18 protein-coding genes are annotated in these 18,478 nt (G+C 44.0%); 3 read left to right on the top strand and 15 right to left on the bottom strand.

What is annotated here, in order from left to right:
* Positions 1 to 81 precede the first annotated feature (81 nt).
* Together SD449_RS08665 and SD449_RS08660 are read right to left on the bottom strand one after the other, a co-directional pair.
* Positions 82 to 1,698 carry a Gfo/Idh/MocA family protein gene (locus SD449_RS08665; RefSeq protein WP_318310003.1) on the bottom strand — a complete coding sequence of 539 codons (1,617 nt, stop codon included), beginning with the start codon at positions 1,696 to 1,698 and terminating at the stop codon, positions 82 to 84.
* Positions 1,695 to 2,174: a DoxX family membrane protein gene (locus tag SD449_RS08660; RefSeq protein WP_318310001.1), complete on the bottom strand. Its 480-nt coding sequence runs from the start codon at positions 2,172 to 2,174 to the stop codon at positions 1,695 to 1,697. The genes SD449_RS08665 and SD449_RS08660 overlap by 4 nt, the downstream gene beginning before the upstream one ends.
* Before the next feature lie 330 nt (positions 2,175 to 2,504).
* Between SD449_RS08660 and SD449_RS08655 the strand changes: the two genes are divergently transcribed.
* A complete protein-coding gene (locus SD449_RS08655; protein WP_318310000.1) occupies positions 2,505 to 5,084 on the top strand; it encodes a cyclic nucleotide-binding domain-containing protein in 2,580 nt (859 codons plus the stop codon).
* Here the strand turns inward: SD449_RS08655 and rimO are convergent.
* The gene (gene rimO, locus SD449_RS08650) at positions 5,081 to 6,382 is read right to left on the bottom strand and encodes a 30S ribosomal protein S12 methylthiotransferase RimO (protein WP_318309999.1); all 1,302 of its coding nucleotides are present in this window, start codon (positions 6,380 to 6,382) and stop codon (positions 5,081 to 5,083) included. The genes SD449_RS08655 and rimO overlap by 4 nt on opposite strands.
* Before the next feature lie 129 nt (positions 6,383 to 6,511).
* Between rimO and SD449_RS08645 the strand changes: the two genes are divergently transcribed.
* The gene (locus tag SD449_RS08645; protein ID WP_318309998.1) at positions 6,512 to 7,606 is read left to right on the top strand and encodes a serine hydrolase domain-containing protein; all 1,095 of its coding nucleotides are present in this window, start codon (positions 6,512 to 6,514) and stop codon (positions 7,604 to 7,606) included.
* Here the strand turns inward: SD449_RS08645 and SD449_RS08640 are convergent.
* The 11 genes from SD449_RS08640 to recR all read right to left on the bottom strand — a co-directional run bounded on the left by SD449_RS08640 (position 7,603) and on the right by recR (position 16,254).
* Entirely contained in the window at positions 7,603 to 9,264 is a 1,662-nt protein-coding gene (locus SD449_RS08640) for an amidase family protein (RefSeq protein ID WP_318309997.1), read from the bottom strand. The genes SD449_RS08645 and SD449_RS08640 overlap by 4 nt on opposite strands.
* A 6-nt stretch (positions 9,265 to 9,270) precedes the next feature.
* Positions 9,271 to 10,227, bottom strand: coding sequence for a signal recognition particle-docking protein FtsY (gene ftsY, locus SD449_RS08635; RefSeq protein ID WP_318309996.1), 957 nt, complete (start codon positions 10,225 to 10,227; stop codon positions 9,271 to 9,273).
* A gap of 180 nt (positions 10,228 to 10,407) precedes the next feature.
* The gene (locus tag SD449_RS08630; RefSeq protein WP_318309995.1) at positions 10,408 to 10,560 is read right to left on the bottom strand and encodes a DUF4295 domain-containing protein; all 153 of its coding nucleotides are present in this window, start codon (positions 10,558 to 10,560) and stop codon (positions 10,408 to 10,410) included.
* Between the two features lie 41 nt (positions 10,561 to 10,601).
* The gene (rpmG, locus tag SD449_RS08625; protein WP_100817574.1) at positions 10,602 to 10,784 is read right to left on the bottom strand and encodes a 50S ribosomal protein L33; all 183 of its coding nucleotides are present in this window, start codon (positions 10,782 to 10,784) and stop codon (positions 10,602 to 10,604) included.
* 28 nt (positions 10,785 to 10,812) lie between these two features.
* A complete protein-coding gene (gene rpmB / locus SD449_RS08620; RefSeq protein ID WP_100817573.1) occupies positions 10,813 to 11,040 on the bottom strand; it encodes a 50S ribosomal protein L28 in 228 nt (75 codons plus the stop codon).
* 73 nt (positions 11,041 to 11,113) lie between these two features.
* A complete protein-coding gene (locus SD449_RS08615) occupies positions 11,114 to 12,364 on the bottom strand; it encodes a competence/damage-inducible protein A (RefSeq protein WP_318309991.1) in 1,251 nt (416 codons plus the stop codon).
* Entirely contained in the window at positions 12,365 to 12,703 is a 339-nt protein-coding gene (locus SD449_RS08610) for an Hpt domain-containing protein (protein ID WP_318309990.1), read from the bottom strand.
* A complete protein-coding gene (locus SD449_RS08605; protein WP_318309989.1) occupies positions 12,703 to 13,314 on the bottom strand; it encodes a fumarylacetoacetate hydrolase family protein in 612 nt (203 codons plus the stop codon). The genes SD449_RS08610 and SD449_RS08605 overlap by 1 nt, the downstream gene beginning before the upstream one ends.
* 30 nt (positions 13,315 to 13,344) lie before the next feature.
* Entirely contained in the window at positions 13,345 to 14,118 is a 774-nt protein-coding gene (locus SD449_RS08600) for a 3'-5' exonuclease (protein ID WP_318309988.1), read from the bottom strand.
* A gap of 71 nt (positions 14,119 to 14,189) precedes the next feature.
* Positions 14,190 to 15,554, bottom strand: coding sequence for a dihydrolipoamide acetyltransferase family protein (locus SD449_RS08595; RefSeq protein ID WP_318309987.1), 1,365 nt, complete (start codon positions 15,552 to 15,554; stop codon positions 14,190 to 14,192).
* Positions 15,555 to 15,633: 79 nt separating this feature from the next.
* Complete coding sequence (gene recR, locus SD449_RS08590; protein WP_318309986.1) at positions 15,634 to 16,254, bottom strand: recombination mediator RecR; 621 nt, start codon at positions 16,252 to 16,254, stop codon at positions 15,634 to 15,636.
* A 76-nt stretch (positions 16,255 to 16,330) separates the two neighbouring features.
* On the opposite strand from recR, the gene SD449_RS08585 reads away from it, so the two are divergent.
* The gene (locus tag SD449_RS08585) at positions 16,331 to 17,818 is read left to right on the top strand and encodes a sodium:solute symporter (RefSeq protein WP_318309985.1); all 1,488 of its coding nucleotides are present in this window, start codon (positions 16,331 to 16,333) and stop codon (positions 17,816 to 17,818) included.
* Here the strand turns inward: SD449_RS08585 and SD449_RS08580 are convergent.
* Positions 17,802 to 18,161 (bottom strand): CoA-binding protein, encoded by a 360-nt coding sequence (locus SD449_RS08580; RefSeq protein ID WP_318309983.1) that lies wholly within the window; start codon positions 18,159 to 18,161, stop codon positions 17,802 to 17,804. The two genes, SD449_RS08585 and SD449_RS08580, sit on opposite strands and share 17 nt — an antisense overlap.
* Positions 18,162 to 18,478 lie beyond the last annotated feature (317 nt).

The following is an 18,478-nucleotide window of genomic DNA, read 5'->3' as shown; positions in this document are numbered from 1 at the left end:
TGGGACATCGCCTCCCTGAATAAAATTCATTTACAGCAACACCCCACCTTCCGGACTAGAATCCATAAAAATCAAGAAACCTCATCCAACCATTTCTGGTTGTATGTTCCAATTTTCGTTCGCCAACAATACTTGATCAAAGTCGATACCTTCAATCGGTTTCAACATTTGGCTAGCAGCATCCCATTCTATTTTTCTGCCCAATTTCCATGACAGACCTGCCATATGGGCCGAAATGGCCTCATCAAAACCTTCTTTGATTCCACAACTTACCTTTCCTCCATTTTTTATGACGCTCAACCATTCCCTCATGTGCAGGAAGGTAGAATCCACACGGACTCCATCAATATAGGTCCACATTAGGCCCTTATCGGCAAAGTATTGCGATGTGGCCGAGGAAACGGCATCCGTGCTGGTAGCAGCGGGGTCGTATTGGTAAATCGGTACATTCGGATTCATTTTTTCGGCTTCCAGCATATCGGCATATCGGGTGGATGCACCATCGGGCCAAACAGTCAACCTATTGCCCAGTTCCATGGTGGCATCGTGCCCCATTAAAATGGTTGGACGGTTAAATCCATTACCCAAAGTGGCACTGTAGCAGAAGGTCATACCCTTTTCCTTTCCTTTTGCCTGACTGCTTCCCGTACTGAAATTGGGAAACTCCATGTTCACCTGAATCACATCTGGAACGTTTCGGCCATCGTTATGGGTGTATATGCCCCCCGAGGCACTGACCGAAGCAGGAATGCCCATATTCAGTACACAATTCAAACGGTCGTAGTCGTGGGTCAACAAATCCCCTGATAATCCAGAGCCGTATGCCCACCATTTACGCCATCTAAAAAAATGGTTCTTATTGAAAGGCACCTTTGGTGCGGAGCCTAAAAACTGTTCCCAATCAATGGTCTCGGGACTGGCTTTATCATGGATATCGTAGTTCCAGGCTCCATTGTCATCGTTCCTGTTGGTATTTGTTTGAATCAACGATACGTGCCCAAGAGTTCCTTTTTCCACAATGTCACGTGCAGTACTAAAACTCAGGGTCTGTCTATGTTGGTGCCCCACGGCGAACACCGCATCGGATTTTTCGGCCGCTTCGCGCAAGGTATAGGTCTCGCCAACGGTATGCGTCATAGGTTTTTCCACATAAACGTGTACATTGTTGTTCAAAGCTTCGATGGACATGGGGGCATGCCAGTGGTCAGGTGTTGCAATTACGACGGCATCCACGTCCCCACTCTGGATCATATCCTTGTAGCTCGCATACCTTTTAATCTTATTATCATCAGTAGAAAACGAATTGATGAATTTCTCTGCACGTACATTGAATACGTCACAGATACCTACCAGTTTCACATTAAGACGTTCTTGTGCTTCAAAATCCTCCAAACCTCTATTGTTGGGGTCTTCTTCGGTCGCTAGGCGCATCTCTTCTTTCCATTCATCGGTCGCAAACCCCAAGGCCCGTGTCAATTGTTCGCCCCGAATACCAAAACCGATGACCCCGATTCTCACGGGGTCTCCCCCTATTCCTGGCACAGCATTCGGCAACGACGGTTTTATGTTGAGCTGTTCCAATATTTCAGAACGGTTTTTTCGCGAACCAACGGAGCTAGCCGCCCCAGCCCACCATACGGCTCCCAATATGGGCAGGCCTCCCAATCCTATCAACAGGTCTCTTCTAGTCCATTTCATTGTTCCTGAGTTTTAAGTTTGTTCTTTCTAAGATGATCTAGGCCAAAATAAGACCCGGTCGGTAATTGATAGATCACGATACAGGCCACGAGCTCGATCAAGTTTTTATTAATGATCCAGTAGCTCCCCTCAACGTTCATTTGTGTAAGTCCGGGTAATGGCGGGTGCGCCAAAAAGTAAAGGGCCAAAAGACCTGCCCCGACAATGGCGCCGACACGCTCAAATATTCCAAGGGTAAATGTAAAGCCAACCAACATTAACGCAACAATGTTGAGGGTATCCACCCAACCTATGGTTGCATCCCCTATCAACAGGGTAAAAAACCACTCGAATGGTCCTTGTGCGGTTGCCAAATATCCGAACGAGGTCCATTCAGGATTATAGAGCTTTACCACGCCTTCAAATAAAAAGTGCCACCCGATAAAAATGCGAAGCAGGGTAACACTTGCTTTCAGTTTATTTTGGTTTAAGTTCATAATTGCTATAGTTAATTGTAGATGTTCCTTATTTGCCTTGGTCGCCAAAAAAAGGAGACCGGTCTGTGTTTTTGAAATACTAAAATTAACCTACACCAATGCCAATTACCATGACAAATGTCAGTTCCCATAAGGTTGATTATGAAATCATAAACTGACAGTATGAAGGTTTCCCCCAATTACGGATTGCCCAATTTGTAGAGGTAATTTTGGAAATATTGCTATGATTATAGCTTCATTTTTACATATTGATTTTAATTCCAAAATACTTTTCCCAACTGCTTTTTTTTGATGAAGTTAACCCCACCAACCCATACTTGAAGAAGGCTTGTGAACCAGATTGAAGCGGATATCAACTATCTGAAAAAACAGTTTCCCAACGGAACCATTTCTGCATATGAAAAGGGGCACGTTATCTGCAACCTACACACCAAAGTGAATACCTTTCGATGGTTGCTCCACGGTACTTTTGACTATTACACTACCACCAAGGATCCCGAAGACGAAGTATTGGTCTGCCAAATTTCCGAGCCACTGAGCATTTTGGGCCTCAATGGACTGAACGATCGCAAGCGGTACACCTATAAAATCGTTATAGCGTCCGAGCAGGCCAGTTTCTTTGAGGTACCCATTGAGGAAATGGCGCAACATTTGGAGAATGATCGAGACAACCAGACCATTGCCAAGGTCGGCCGTTCGTTGTACCATCAACTACGGCAAGCACTCTTAAAACAGACCGATCTTTTGCAGGCGGCACGCTACCGACCCCTGCAAAAAGATCGTGAATTTTTTATGGGCCCCGAAACAGAGCAGTCCGAAGTGGTTTCCTTGATGCGACGTTCCCCTTTCTTGGACTACTTCGATGACGAACAGCTGATGCAAATCGCGTCCATTGCCGAGCGACGGGAATATGAACCAGACGAAGTGCTTTACATTCAGGACAGGCTTACCAATGGACTTTTTATTTTAATCCATGGCGAAGTGGCCATCAAGCGGTTGGAAGGAAACATTGAGATTCGTCAGCGGTCCATAAACAACCCTGGTTTTATTTTTGGCTGGTCCTGCGCCATGGGCGAAAAGGATATCTGCTCGGCGGTAACCACCCAGAAAACATCCATTTATTTTATCCATCAAAAGGATTTGCTACAACTATTGGACAAATGCTCCGTTTTTGCCCATAACTTTTTTATGCGGCTGTTATGGCTGATGGGCAATCAAATCAATGCGGCCTTTGTTCGTTATTTGGGACTTTTGGGCAAGCATAACCTGCAGGCGGTCTATCAATTGATCGAGAACAACAAATCCAGATTGGCGCTTTCCTCCCCCTTGCATCAAGTGGGGCATTTGTTATCTAATACCAATACCAAACAATTGGGGTACGATGCCCTGTCCAAACTCATCAACCAAGGTTCCCATTTGGAAAGACATATCGCCTCTCTCAGTCTGGAACTTTTACAAGAGGACATGCAAGAGCTCAAGTTCCTCAAGGGGCTCCAACAGATTTATGAAACGGTGGCGGAAAAGAAAAATGAATCGGACAGCGATGTGAGAAAATCATGTGCCTCGGCTACCAAAAAAGCATTCGAAAACGTACAGCATCATATTGAGGGATTGGAAAACCTTCCAGAAAAAAGTGGCTGCATCTTTATTTACAACCATCTCTTCAACCATTCGTTCTACACCCTCAACAATAAGTTCCAAATTACATTGGATTCGCATTTTATCAGCGCCAAAATATTGGATGAAAAGTATGGTGACCCAGGTATCCGAACAGTTCGAATTGGTCGGGGACAAGAATACGGCCATCAGAATTATTACAACAAGTTGGGATACATCAATGTCTACACCAAAGAATCGGACACGGTGGACAAAAGGAGCAAAAAGGAGACCCGTAGCATTTTTTATCGAACAGCTTCTGAATATCTACTTGGCGGACACAATCTGGTGATAAGTCCAGAAGGCACCTCCTACTCCACCGAGGAATCCCCAGGGCCGTTTAAAATGGGTGTTTTTAAACTGGCCCAGTCCATGGACAAGGAGCCTTACATCGTGCCCATTGTTTTGGTAAACTTTGACAAACGCATTTCCAATGGGCTTTTTTACTGCAAGGTCCACAAACCTTTTAAACTGAGCGAGAAATTATCTGGGACTGTTGATTTATATGATTTTGTGAAAGGCTATCAGCACACCTACGCGCGTTACGTGGAAGTAGCAAGAAAACGGGCCGAAGAATTGTATATGAAACCTGCCCCGACCGTGATGGAAGAGCCTCCAGAAATTTGGCGCAACGAAATCAAGCGCTTAAAAAGGCGTGTCCGCAGTCTGGAAGATCAGAACGACCTGATTATTTTTTATGGAAGTTCCTCCGTGAGACTTTGGGTGAGCATGAAAAAAGATCTGCATCCTTTCAATGTGCTCAACTTAGGGTTTGGAGGTTCCACCTATGCGTGGTGCATCTATTATTTTGATGAAATCTTTCATGGAGCGGAACCCAGCAAGATCGTTCTCTACGCCGGAGAAAACGATCTTGCACAGGGCAAATCACCACAAGAGGTGTTGAACGACTGCAACAAATTGGTTCAAATGATTCTTAAAAAATATCCTGAAGTAGAACTGGCCTTTGTAAGCTTAAAGCCAAGTTTGGAGCGCGAAGAAATGATCCCACAGATCATCGAGACCAATTTATTGCTTTCCAAATACGTGATCGGGGAACTGAATGCGCAGTACATTAATGTGTTTGGACAAATGATTACGGCCGATAACCGTCCAAAACCAGAACTCTATATGTCGGACGGCTTGCACCTCAACAAAAAAGGCTATGCCATTTGGAGCGAGGTCATCAAAACAGCTTTGCTGTCGGCAGAAAACCCTTTGGAAAGGGAATCCATAGATTTGACCAGTGAAGCCTAAACAGGTTCCCCGAACAAATCGTAATCGGATGCATCCGTAATCTTGATGTTCACGAAGTCACCGATTTTCACGTAATGTTTGGTCGCATCGATCAACACCTCGTTGTCCACATCGGGCGAATCAAACTCGGTACGGCCCACAAAATGGTTTCCTTCTTTTCTATCGATGATACAACGGAATGTTTCCCCGATTTTCTCTTGGTTCAATTCCCAAGAAATTTGTGATTGAATCTCCATAATGATGTTGGCACGCTCCTGCTTTACTTCTTCGGGAACATCGTCCTCCAAATTGTAGGCGTGCGTATTCTCTTCGTGACTGTAGGTGAAGCAACCCAATCTTTCAAAACGCATTTCTTGCACCCAATTTTTCAAGGTCTCAAAATCCGCTTCGGTTTCGCCTGGGTAACCTACGATCAAGGTGGTTCGGATGGCCATTTCTGGAACAGCCGCCCTAAAGTCATTCAATAACTTTGTGGTCTTGGCCTGTGTGGTACCGCGCCGCATACTTTTAAGTATGGCATCGGATATATGTTGAAGGGGAATATCAATATAATTACAAATCTTCGGTTCGTTGCGCATCACCTCCAAAACATCCATGGGGAAGCCTGTGGGGAAAGCGTAGTGCAAACGAATCCATTCAATGCCCTCTACTTTGGCCAGAGCCTGGAGCAGTTCGGCCAAATTTCTTTTCTTATAAAGATCAAGTCCGTAGTAGGTAAGGTCTTGAGCAATCAAAATGAGTTCTTTGACCCCGTTGGCGGCCAATTTCTCAGCTTCTGAGACCAAGTCTTCTATGGGCGTACTTCTATGCTTACCTCGCATCAAGGGAATGGCACAGAAAGAACAAGGACGGTCGCATCCCTCGGCAATTTTAAGGTATGCGTAGTTTTTTGGGGTGGTCGTCAAACGCTCACCGATCAACTCGTGCTTGTAATCCGCGCCGAGTGCCTTCAACAAATTGGGAAGATCGCTTGTACCGAAATACTCGTCCACATTGGGAATTTCCTTCTGTAAATCTGGTTTGTAGCGTTCGCTCAAACAACCCGTCACAAAAACTTTGTCCACCTCACCAGCTTCCTTCCGCTGTACGTAGTCCAAAATGGTGTTGACGCTTTCCTCCTTTGCATTGGCAATAAATCCGCAGGTATTGATTACCACCACGTTGCCATCCTCCTCGTGGGCCACCTCTTTGTTGTTGGCCCGCAACTGCCCCATCAACACTTCCGAGTCGTAGACGTTCTTGCTGCAACCCAAGGTCACCACATTGATTTTGTTCTTTTTGAGCGATTTTGTGCGCATAGTTCCTTTAAATGGTGTGCAAAAATACAATAACACAAGGCATTACATCGAATTGCTTGCATAATTTTAGCACTTCAGCGTTAAACTATTAAGTCTCATTGAAGTCAACGAGCCAAATCCTATATAATTATGAAGCATCTTTTGTTTTTGATTATCGGTTCAATATTGATTATGGGGTGTTCGTCGGACAAAGGGGAAAACAATCTCGAATCCGTTCCTTCGCCCGAAACAGGTGAATTATATTTTCCACCCACAGGAACCTCCGAATGGGAAACCCTTTCACCGACCGACCTTTCCTGGAACATCGCCGCAGAACAGGAATTACAGGATTTTTTGGATGAAAAAGGAACGGATGGTTTTATTATTCTGAAGGATGGAAAAATTGTGGTGGAATGGTATTTTGATGATTTTACCGAAGATGACTACCATTCTTGGAACTCAGCGGGAAAGACTTTGACCGCAATGACGGTGGGCATTGCCCAAGCCGAAGGTTTTCTATCCATTGAGGACTCCTCCCAAGACTATTTGGGCCAAGGTTGGTCCATGCTCACCCCAGAGCAAGAAGCCAACATTACCGTACGTCATCATTTAACGATGACCACTGGCCTGGATTATACGGTGGACGACCCTTTTTGCTATGATAAGGAGTGTTTGATCTACAAAAATGACCCAGGTACATTTTGGTATTATCACAATGCGGCCTATACTATTTTGGATGAAGTTGTCACCAACGCCACCCAAATGGATTTTAGACAATATTCCTATCAAAAAATAAGGGATAAAATCGGAATGCAGGGAAATTGGGTGAAACTGGGATACAACAATCTTTTCTTTAGCGATACACGCAGTATGGCCCGTTTTGGGCTGCTCTGCTTGAATGAAGGTACTTGGAATGGAGAGGAAATCCTGACGGACAAGACCTATTTTACAGAAATGACCAATACCTCCCAAGACTTGAATCCATCCTACGGATACTTATGGTGGCTGAATGGAAAGAACAGTTACAGGGCACCTGGTTTGGAGACTTCCATCAGCGGTGAACTGATTTCCGAGGCTCCCAGTGATCTTATTGCGGGACTCGGGGCATTTGACCAAAAACTTTATTTGGTTCCTAGCCAGAAACTGGTCATTGTTCGTTTGGGGGATGATGCTGGCGAAGGTCAGTTGGGCCCTTCCAGTTTTGACAACCAGCTTTGGGAAAAACTCAATGCCTACATCAATTAATCTTGATAACCTTGCGGGATTTTCCTGGCTTTGGTCAATTCTTCGAAGGCTTTGCCGATACGGAGCAGATGCGCTTCTGAAAATGGTTTTCCGATAAAGGTCAGACTTTCGGGCTCTCCATCTGCCTTATATCCCATGGGAACCGTCAAAGCTGGGTATTCCGCCACAGCTGCGTATCCTGCATGATAATTGTTAATGCTCAACACGGCATCAAGCTCCTTTTCTTCCATGATATTGAAGAATGCCCTTCCCGATTCCTTTAGATTTTGTTTGATTTTTTCAAATTGGTCTGTCGTTGTCGAATCTGCCAAAATACCATCAAAACGTTCCTGTCCGTAAGGTATCCTCACCAAGGAATCCTGTTGGTTGAAAGTAACCACATCTTCTACCGATTCCACCCGTACGGCATCTTTATCCTTCACCTCTGCATTTATATAAGCGGGCAAATCCTCCCTCATATCCAAATTCAACAAGGTAGTGAACCCTTCCAAAGGAATATTCTCAGCTTCAAATTCCACGATTTGGGCACCTGCTTCTCGTAATGTTTCGACGTTCGCGGCATAAATGGAATCGCGTTCCAATAAGTTCTTCATCACTCCCAAACGGATTTCTTGAAGCGGTTCGGGATTCATCCAAGCGGATAAAATACCTAGTTCCGCAGTCACCGATTTGTAATCAGCTTCATCTTTCCCCAACATGGCATCCAACAGAATGGCATTATCCGTCACATTTTTGGTCATGGGGCCAGGGGTATCCAACGTACTGGAGATGGGTACTATCCCCGTTCGGCTCAACAGGCCAATGGTAGGCTTTAACCCGACCACAGAATTTTGACTGGATGGTGAAAGTATGGAACCTGAAGTTTCGGTTCCAACGGCACCAACGGCATAGTTGGCCGCGGTGGACGTTCCACTGCCCGCGCTGGAACCACCCGTATCAAATACCCTTCTTCCGTAGGGATTCAAGGTCTGACCGCCCACGGCGCTCTGCCCGTTGGGACAAACCCCGCAGATAAAATTGGCCCACTCGCTCAAATTTACTTTGCCCAAGATCAACGCTCCCTTTTGTTTTAAGCGTTCCACAATAAAAGCATCATCCGTTTGGTTGTCCTTTAATGCGATGGCTCCCGCTGTCGTCTTCATTTCTGCAGCTCCAATGTTGTCCTTCAATAAAATGGGCATGCCATAAATAGGATGGTGGTCTCCCTTGTTCTTGTCCAGGGCACGTGCTTCTTCCAGCACGTTGGGATTCAAGGCAATAATGGTATTCAGGGTTGTATTGTTGGGCAACTCGTACTTGTAGATTCGGTGAAGATAAAAAAGCACCAACTCTTCATACGTAAATGTACCTTGATCAATATGGGTTTGAATGGTGGGAATATTCTGCTCCAACACCAAAGGTTTCATTTTTTGATATTGCGCCTCTGTAAATTGGGACACCTCATCATAAAGTGGCAAAAACACTTCATTCTTGTCCAATACCCTACTTTGGATGAATTTATATTGCATTCTCCTATTCTCATTGTCGGCACTGGCTGCTACCTCTATGGAATCGTTGTACGGAGTCCAAAGGACAATATCTTCCTTGGGTTCCGCTTCTTTTTGTTTGCAGGAAATAAAACCAATCAATAAAAAAGAACAGAGAAGGTATTTGTACATAGTCACTTATATTTTGAAGAATGAATCAACGAACTCGAATTTGTTGAACACCTGAAGGTCTTCAATCCCTTCGCCTACGCCGATATATTTTACGGGAATCTGAAATTGGTCGGAAATTCCGATGACAACGCCTCCTTTTGCGGTACCGTCCAGTTTGGTGACGGCCAGGCTGCTTACTTCGGTGGCCTTGGTAAATTGTTTGGCCTGCTCAAAGGCATTTTGCCCTGTTGAGCCATCCAGAACCAACAACACTTCGTGCGGAGCATCGGGCACCACTTTCTGCATGACGCGCTTTACCTTGGAGAGTTCGTTCATCAGGTTGACCTTGTTGTGCAAACGTCCAGCGGTATCCACCAAGACTACATCGGCCTTTTCGGCCACCGCGGAACTTAGGGTGTCAAAGGCAACGGAAGCTGGGTCACTGCCCATTTTTTGTTTAATGATAGGCACATCCACGCGCTTTGCCCAAACCTCCAATTGGTCGATAGCAGCGGCACGGAAGGTATCTGCGGCTCCTAAGACCACTTTCAGGCCCTTCGCTTTAAACTTATAGGCCAACTTGCCAATGGTAGTTGTTTTGCCCACACCGTTTACGCCCACCACCATGATTACGTACGGTTTTTTGTCTTTAGGAAAGGTAATTTCCGTATCCTCGCCAGAATTGGTCTCGGATAGAAGACCTGCAATCTCTTCGCGGAGAATGGTATTGAGTTCGTCCGTTCCCATATATTTATCACGGGAAACACGTTCTTCGATACGCTCAATTATTTTTAGGGTGGTATTTACGCCCACATCGGAAGTGACCAAAACCTCTTCCAGGTTGTCCAGCACCTCATCATCGACCTTGGACTTGCCGGCAACGGCTTTTCCAAGCTTTCCAAAAAAGCTGGTTTTGGATTTTTCCAAACCTTTGTCCAAGGTCTCCTTTTTGTCCTTTGAAAATATATTTTTGAATAAGCTCATCCTTCGTTCTTTGAGAATGGTCAAAGATAGGAAAGTGTCGGGAGTTTTATGGACACAAAATGGCATGGAACGGTTATTCCCGCTTTAGGCGGTTAAACAACGCTCCCTTTTAAAATCTATAAAAAACAAAAAAGCCGCTTTGCAGCGGCTTTAAATATTGTAGTCCAAGGAAGTGTTTCCTTATTGCTTGTCCAACCAGTCGTTTACCATCTCCGGTGTCATTACCGACTCCACAAAAGTATAGGCTCCTGTCTTTGGAGACTTGACCATTTTTATGGCCTTTGTCAATCTTTTGGATGATGACTGAAGTGTTGCTACGGTTTTCTTTGCCATGGCTTATATCTTTTTTTGCTGCTTACGCGACGTAAACGCTATTACTTAATTTCTTTGTGAACGGTCATACGCTTAAGGATAGGATTGTACTTTTTGATTTCCATCCTATCTGGCGTGTTCTTTTTGTTCTTGGTGGTAATATACCTAGAAGTACCTGGCATACCAGATTCTTTGTGCTCTGTACACTCTAAAATTACCTGAACCCTATTTCCTTTCTTTGCCATTGTATCGTACTTAAAATGCTTTTACAACTTACTTTTTGGAATTGATTTCCTTCAAGACAGCAGAGATTCCTTTCTTGTTGATGATTTTCAACCCACGGGCAGAAACGTTCAAGGTTACCCAACGATCTTCCTCTGGAATATAAAATCTCTTCTTGGAGATATTCGCATCGAATCTCCTTTTGGTCTTATTGATAGAAAAGGAAACGTTGTTTCCAAACATCACCTTTTTTCCTGTTACTTCACAAACTTTAGACATCTCCCTAACTTTTGAGTGATTTTATTGAGGCTGCAAATTTATACCATTTTAATGGGACGTACAAAATTCTTTTTCAGAATTTTAAAATTTCTTTGTACAATAGTTCAAAAGCCTTGTTTACAGACTTTACCACCACCCTTTCCCGGTGTCTGCCCATAACGAATTTTTGGGCGAAAGTTCCTTTTGGAGTGCTTATTCCTATATAAACTGTTCCGACCTCTGCATCGGAATCCCCTTTTGTTGGTCCTGCATTGCCCGTAGTGGCTATCGCAAAGTCGGACTTTAATTTTATTTTCACGTTCTCGGCCATGGCAACGGCCACTTCTTCGCTTACCACGGAATGCCTATCGATCAATTCTTGAGGAACTCCCAACAAATTCACTTTAGCCTCTGTGGCATAGCACACCAAACTCCCCTTATAGTATTTCGAAGCTCCGGGCACTGCGGTAATTCGTTCCGCGATGCTACCGCCCGTAAAACTCTCAGCAGTGGCCAGAGTCATTTTTTTGTTGGTCAAAAATGTCCCAATCTGCTTTTCTACCCTACCCTCTTCTTCTTCCTCGCCATAAATAATGTCTCCGATCAAGGGATACATTTTTTTTATCTGCTCCTCAATACCGGCCATCAGGAAATCTTTATCGTCACCTTTGGCAGAGAGTCGCAGCCTTACGCTCCCCAAACTTGGCAGATACGCAAATTTGATATAGGGCGGAAGTTGGTTTTCCCAGTCTTCCAATTTTTCGGCAACGGCGCTCTCGCCCAATCCATACGTCATAATGGTCCTATGCACAATGTGTGGACGTTCATATTCTTCAACAATCTTGGGAAGCACGGATTTACCGATGAGATTCTTCATCTCGTAAGGCACTCCGGGGAGTGACACAAAAGCGGTCTTCCCTTGCTTCATCCATAGTCCCGGAGCAGTGCCAAACTCATTATGCAGTACAGTGGCTTTTGAGGGAACCATGGCTTGCTCCCTGTTAAGATCGGAGATGGGGGTGGAAATATATTTTTTGAAGAGCTCTTCAATATGTTTCAAAACTGCTTCGTCACGGACCAGTTCATCCTCAAAGAATTCACAAAGGGCATGTTTGGTCACATCATCTTTTGTAGGGCCCAAACCTCCTGTAACTATGACCACCGAAGAACGCTCTCCAGCCTCTTTTAAGGATTTGAGTATATGCTCCCGGTCATCTTGAATGGAAGTAATCTGATATACGGAAACCCCAATTTTGTTCAGCTCTTTGGAAATGAAAGCTGAATTGGTATCCACTATCTGCCCAATGAGAATCTCGTCACCAATGGTGATTATCTCGGCCTGCATCTATAAATCGAAGTCATTTTTTAGTTCTGTGACCACTTGGAGCACATCCTTTTTAAGTACGGGGAACTTTTCCTGAATTTCCTCCATGCTTCCCGTGGTTTTGCCCAAGGTCTCTATTTCCAGTGCCTTGGCCCGGGTTTGCTCCATGCCCAAAATATCCACATTGGGTTTTATCTTGTGGGCCAATTTATATATGTTTTCGTAGTCCTTATTGTTTATTGCCTTTTCCAGACTTTCCAGGTCTTCCGGGACTTCTTCCAAAAACACTGAAATTACCGAGGTTATGAAATCCTCATCGCCTTCGGCCATTTCGTTTATTTTATCGAGGTTGTATATCATTATTTTACTTTAATATGGAATAATTGTTCTCCTTCCAAAGTACCGACAAGGTAGTCATTTGGACTTACTTTACCAACACCGGCGGGCGTTCCGGTAAAAATAATATCGCCCTTTTTAAGCATAAAGTATGTAGATATGTGCGCTATGATCTCATCTATTTTCCACAGCATCAAAGAGGTATTTCCGTCCTGTACTTTTTCACCGTTTTTTGATAATGAAAAATTTAAGTTGTCGACGTCTTCAAATTTGTTCTTGGGCAACCATGTTCCCACTACGGCGGCCCCATCAAACCCCTTGGCTTTTTCCCAAGGCAATCCTTTGGATTTTAATTTGGCCTGAAGGTCCCTTGCCGTAAAGTCGATCCCCAATCCAATTTGATCATAATATTTATGGGCGAACTCCCGTGAAATGTGTTTGCCCACTTTTTTAATTTTCACCAAGACCTCTACCTCATGGTGCACATCATCAGAAAATTCGGGGATATAAAAATCCTGCTCTTTGGGCAAAATAGCGGAATCGGGCTTTATAAAGACTACAGGTTCCTCCGGACGCTCGTTGCTAAGTTCATTGATATGATCCACATAATTACGTCCTATACAAATCAGCTTCATAATCTGTTACGGGGTTATGCTTATTTTATTTTAAAACTTGTTGTTGAGCTTGCTCAACTTAATTTGGGTAAGTACTTTTTTGGTGTACAGGGGAAAGTCGGCGTTCAAGATCCATCCAAAATATCCGGGTTCCTTTTCCAGTACCTCATCTACTGTTTTTCCCTTGTGCTTTCCAAAGGAAAAAATTGGGTTGTCATTTTCGTCGAGACCTATAAAACCGGCAAAATCGAGATTTTGTCTTCGTGTTGTAAACTCTGAAAGTTTTTTGATATCGTTCTCCAATTCCGGGTAGCGTTCCAACTGAGCCAACAATACTTCGTAGGTGGCCAAGGTGTCCGCTTCGGCACTGTGTGCATCTTCCAGACTTTTCTCGCAATAGAATTTGTAGGCGGCTTCCAAGGTCCGTTTTTCCATTTTATGAAAAATGGTCTGAACATCCACGGATACCATACTCTTCATATCAAAATCCACATCGGCGCGCAACATTTCTTCCGCCAACAACGGAATATCGAACCTATCGGAGTTGAACCCTGCCAGATCACTGTCCCTTATCATTGCATAGATTTCTTTGGAAAGCTGTTTAAAAGTAGGCTCATTGGCCACCTTTTCATCGGAAATTCCATGAATGGCCTCGGATTCCGGTGGAATGGGCATTTCCGGGTTCACCAACCAAGTTCTACTTTCTTTATTCCCATTTGGAAAAACCTTCAATATAGAAATTTCAACAATTCTATCCTTTGCGACATTGGTTCCCGTAGTTTCCAAATCGAAAAAGCAGATAGGTTTGGTCAATTGTAATTGCATGTGGACTTTTTAAATGATATTCACTGGGCTCCTAAAGTAAGAATAGTGACAGGAATATGAACTGTTTTGGGCTATATTTCCCTATTTATGTCCCATGCTTCCAAATAATCGGCCACTGCTTTTACAAACATTCCTCCCAAAGCTCCGTTCACCACACGATGATCATAGCTGTGCGACAGGTACATTTTACTGCGGATACCAATATATTCTCCTTGATCGGTCTCTATGACCGAAGGCATTTTCCGTATGGCCCCCAACGCTAGGATTCCCACTTGGGGTTGGTTGATGATGGGCGTTCCAAAAACACTTCCAAAGGAACCTACGTTGGTCACGGTATAGGTACCATCCTTGACCTCATCCGGCTTTAACTGGTTCTTTCTGGCCCTGCCGGCCAAATCGTTCACGGTTTTGGCCATGCCCACCAAGTTCAATTGGTCGGCATTTTTAATAACGGGAACAATGAGATTGCCATCGGGCAGTGCGGCCGCCATTCCCAAGTTGATATTTTTCTTTTTGATGACCTTGTCCCCATCCAACGATATGTTCATCAATGGATATTTTTTAAGGGCCATGGCAACAGCTTCCATAAATATGGGCGTAAAGGTCAATTTTTCACCTTCTCGCTGTTGGAACGCATTCTTCACCTTATTTCTCCAATTGACCACATTTGTCACGTCTACTTCCACAAAACTTTGTACGTGTGCGGATGTGGATACACTTTCAACCATATGATGGGCGATCAGTTTGCCCATGCGCGTCAACGGGATCACCTCATCTCCGGCTCCGACCTGAACTTTGGATTGTTTGGGTTTCTCGGCAACAGGCTCTTTTGGCGCCAATGGTGTGGCTGGTTTTTCCGTTTTGGTTTCCGGCTGCGCCTTTGTCTCCTCTTTGGGTTGACTTCCATTGGAACGATCTTCCAAATAGGCCATAATGTCGTTCTTGGTGACCCTGCCTTCTTTTCCCGTACCTACAATGGCCTCCAGTTCGTCCATGGAAACGTTCTCTTCCTTGGCAATATTCTTCACCAAAGGGGAATAAAATCTTTCGGAATCTGAAAAATCGGGGGTTGAAGTTGAGACAGACTCTTTTACTCCCGACATTTGAACTTCCAATTCCCTTGCAGACACTTCTACAGGTTCAGCCTCCTCTTCCATTTCCTCGGGGGCATCGTCCGCAGCATGATCAATTTCACCTTCAATTTGAATAACGGCGACCACCTCACCTACTTTTATTACATCGTCTACATCGAACCGCTTTTCCAACAATACTCCATCCACTTCACTGGGAACTTCGGAGTCCACTTTATCTGTGGCAATTTCAAAGACGGCCTCGTCCATCTCTATAGTATCGCCCACTTCCTTCAACCAATTGGTCAAGGTAGCTTCCGCGACACTTTCTCCCATTTGCGGTAATTTCAATTCAAATTTTGACATATTCGTATTTATCAAAGTGATTTTGATTAGTATGTTACAAAAATACTAAAGAAATCGACTTATTTTTGATTTATGTTCATTAATTCGCTTTTATAGAACTTTCAAAGGGGACCCTGTTTATGATACTTCTTCCCAAAGTCACCTCATCGGCATATTCCAATTCATCGCCAACAGAAATTCCCCGGGCAATGGTAGAAGTGGTCACTTCCAAGCCTTCCAATTGTTTATAAATATAAAAATTAGTGGTGTCACCTTCCATAGTGGAGCTCAATGCCAAAATCAGTTCCTTGACAGTTCCGTCCTTTACCTTTTTGACCAAAGATGCAATGGTAAGATCTTGCGGGCCCACACCTTCCATCGGTGATATTTTTCCGCCCAATACATGATAAAGTCCATTGTACTGCGAGGTATTCTCAATGGCCATTACATCCCGTATATCCTCCACTACACAGACCAAGGTATCGTCCCTTTTGGGATTGGCACATATTTCACATACTTCGGTATCGGAAATATTATGGCAATTTTTACAAAAGTTGACCTCGCTCTTCAATTTGAGCAATGCATGGGCCAATAGTTCGGTCCTTTCCTCGGGCTGTTTAAGCAGGTGCAACACCAGCCGTAAGGCCGTACGCTTACCGATTCCCGGTAATTGGGACATCTCATAAACGGCGTTTTCCAATAGCTTCGATGAAAATTCCATAGCATCAATTCTAATGCAAAATTACGATTTTACTGTTACGAATTTACTTTCGTACTTTGCAAATCAAATTGCAGGTATGTCAGCAACACAAATTCTGTTACTTATTGGCGCTTATTTTTTAGTGCTGATCCTTATTTCCTACTTCACGGGAAAGAACGATTCAAACGCTGATTTTTTCAAGGCCGGGAAGCAATCCCCCTGGTATATCGTGGCTTTTGGAATGGTAGGCGCTTCGCTATCGGGAGTCACTTTTATTTCTGTTCCGGGCTGGGTAGGCGACAGTCAATTAACTTATATGCAAGTGGTGCTCGGCTACCTATTTGGGTATTTTGTGGTGGCTTTTTTGCTGCTTCCGCTTTATTATAAGCTCAACCTGACCTCTATTTACGAGTACCTTCACGATCGTTTTGGAAAGGTAAGCCACCGTACCGGTGCTTTTTTCTTTTTTGTATCCCGGGTTTTGGGTGCGGCCTTTAGGCTATACCTTGTGGCCATTGTTCTGCAACAATTCGTTTTTGATGACCTAGGGGTGCGTTTTGAGTTCACCGTGATCATTTCCATTTTATTGATCTGGATCTACACCAACAAGGGCGGCATCAAGACCATTGTTTGGACCGATACACTGCAGACCCTTTTTATGATTTTGGCCGTTATCCTTTCCATTGGAATGATCAATAACGAGTTGGGATGGAGCTTTGGGGAATTCTTGGCCTCGGAGGAATTGAAAAATTACAATGACATTTGGGTGACGGACAGTTTTTTGAACAAGAGCCATTTCATCAAATCATTTGTCGGGGGCATGTTCGTAACCATTTGCATGACGGGTTTAGATCAGGATATGATGCAAAAGAACCTTACCTGCAAATCCTTGAAGGATGCGCAAAAAAATATGGTCTCCTTCAGTTTTGTTCTGGTAGGGGTCACATTTTTGTTCATGTTATTGGGAGTATTGCTCTTTATTTTTGCAAAAAGGGAAGGCATAGCGATTCCCATGATGGACGGCACACCAAAAACGGACCTACTTTTTCCCGAAATCGCATTGAACGGGGATTTGGGTCTGGCCCTTTCCGTTACCTTTATGCTGGGACTAATTGCCGCAGCCTACAGTAGCGCGGACAGCGCCCTGACCTCGTTGACCACTTCGTTTTGTGTAGATTTTTTGAACGTGCAGCAAAAAGAGGAAAAGGAGCAAAAACGAATTCGAAAACGTACCCACGTCGTCATGAGCATTGCTCTGGTCATCGTAATCATCGCCTTCAAGTATATCCTAAGCAGTAATGTTATCGACAGTTTGCTTACCGTGGCGGGCTATACCTATGGTCCATTATTGGGGCTTTTTGCCTTTGGCATCTTTACAAAGCACAAAATAAAGGATTCCTATGTATGGATAGTGGCCCTTGCTTCGGTGGTGACCATTATTTTGATCGCCAATGTTCCGGTCGATTATCTGGGAGGATATCAGGTCGGGTACGAATTGCTACCGTTGAACGGCTTGTTGACCTTTTTTGGCCTTTGGCTCATCCGAACCAAAAATCCGGATAAGCAAATTAATATTGCCCCGTAGCCAAAAGCACCAAAGTACAGGCAACTTCCACTTCAATCCCAGCGTTTTCAAGGATTTCGTAGAATTCCGGGTTTTCGGTTCCAGGGTTAAAGATGACCCTTCTCGGCTTCAATGCAACTATGGATTCGTAATATTCCTTTTGATTTTTTGGGCTCAAATATAAAGTTACGGTGTCAATATTTTGAAAATCATTCAAGTTGTCTTTAATTTGTACCCCTGATACAGTTCCCCCACGTATCCCAAATGCGGTTGTTTCAACATTGTTGTCAACCAACCTACGAATTGCTGTGTTACTGTATCTTCCTGGGTTTGTGGAAGCCCCTATGACAAGTGTTTTTGACATTTGTTAATTTTTGTGTTAAACTTTTATATAGACTGTTACTTTTAAGAGTATTTCTCGTCTATTATACATAACTTATTGTCATTGGTAAGACTGTATTTTTATAGTTAATGGTTAGTGTTTAGTATAGCTTATCAATGTTTAACCCCGGTATTCTTTACCGGGGTTTCTTCTTTTATGAACCTACCTCAGTTGTCTCATCGAACCGGAATACCTTACAAAGATGGACAATCTTACCACTCTGATTGTTAAAGAATGTTAAAATGAACCTTCGCTGTAACATTCTGCTGGACGAGGCGTCTTAAAAGTGACATCAGTCA

Origin of the sequence: Flagellimonas crocea, assembly GCF_033441595.1 — a bacterium.
In the GTDB taxonomy this organism is placed as follows: Bacteria; Bacteroidota; Bacteroidia; order Flavobacteriales; family Flavobacteriaceae; genus Flagellimonas; species Flagellimonas crocea.
Note: the sequence above shows the minus strand (reverse complement) of the source record. Positions and strands in the feature narration are given on the sequence as shown.

Bases quoted from the DNA above. Each gene is read 5' to 3' on its own strand.
- rpmB (WP_100817573.1), bottom strand. From the start codon at position 11,040: ATGTCTAAAGTTTGTGAAGTAACAGGAAAAAAGGTGATGTTTGGAAAC.
- SD449_RS08640 (WP_318309997.1), bottom strand. From the start codon at position 9,264: ATGTACAAATACCTTCTCTGTTCTTTTTTATTGATTGGTTTTATTTCC.
- SD449_RS08595 (WP_318309987.1), bottom strand. From the start codon at position 15,554: ATGTCAAAATTTGAATTGAAATTACCGCAAATGGGAGAAAGTGTCGCG.
- SD449_RS08665 (WP_318310003.1), bottom strand. From the start codon at position 1,698: ATGAAATGGACTAGAAGAGACCTGTTGATAGGATTGGGAGGCCTGCCC.
- SD449_RS08610 (WP_318309990.1), bottom strand. From the start codon at position 12,703: ATGATATACAACCTCGATAAAATAAACGAAATGGCCGAAGGCGATGAG.
- recR (WP_318309986.1), bottom strand. From the start codon at position 16,254: ATGGAATTTTCATCGAAGCTATTGGAAAACGCCGTTTATGAGATGTCC.
- SD449_RS08660 (WP_318310001.1), bottom strand. From the start codon at position 2,174: ATGAACTTAAACCAAAATAAACTGAAAGCAAGTGTTACCCTGCTTCGC.
- SD449_RS08645 (WP_318309998.1), top strand. From the start codon at position 6,512: ATGAAGCATCTTTTGTTTTTGATTATCGGTTCAATATTGATTATGGGG.
- ftsY (WP_318309996.1), bottom strand. From the start codon at position 10,227: ATGAGCTTATTCAAAAATATATTTTCAAAGGACAAAAAGGAGACCTTG.
- rimO (WP_318309999.1), bottom strand. From the start codon at position 6,382: ATGCGCACAAAATCGCTCAAAAAGAACAAAATCAATGTGGTGACCTTG.
- SD449_RS08580 (WP_318309983.1), bottom strand. From the start codon at position 18,161: ATGTCAAAAACACTTGTCATAGGGGCTTCCACAAACCCAGGAAGATAC.
- SD449_RS08585 (WP_318309985.1), top strand. From the start codon at position 16,331: ATGTCAGCAACACAAATTCTGTTACTTATTGGCGCTTATTTTTTAGTG.
- SD449_RS08605 (WP_318309989.1), bottom strand. From the start codon at position 13,314: ATGAAGCTGATTTGTATAGGACGTAATTATGTGGATCATATCAATGAA.
- SD449_RS08615 (WP_318309991.1), bottom strand. From the start codon at position 12,364: ATGCAGGCCGAGATAATCACCATTGGTGACGAGATTCTCATTGGGCAG.
- rpmG (WP_100817574.1), bottom strand. From the start codon at position 10,784: ATGGCAAAGAAAGGAAATAGGGTTCAGGTAATTTTAGAGTGTACAGAG.
- SD449_RS08630 (WP_318309995.1), bottom strand. From the start codon at position 10,560: ATGGCAAAGAAAACCGTAGCAACACTTCAGTCATCATCCAAAAGATTG.
- SD449_RS08600 (WP_318309988.1), bottom strand. From the start codon at position 14,118: ATGCAATTACAATTGACCAAACCTATCTGCTTTTTCGATTTGGAAACT.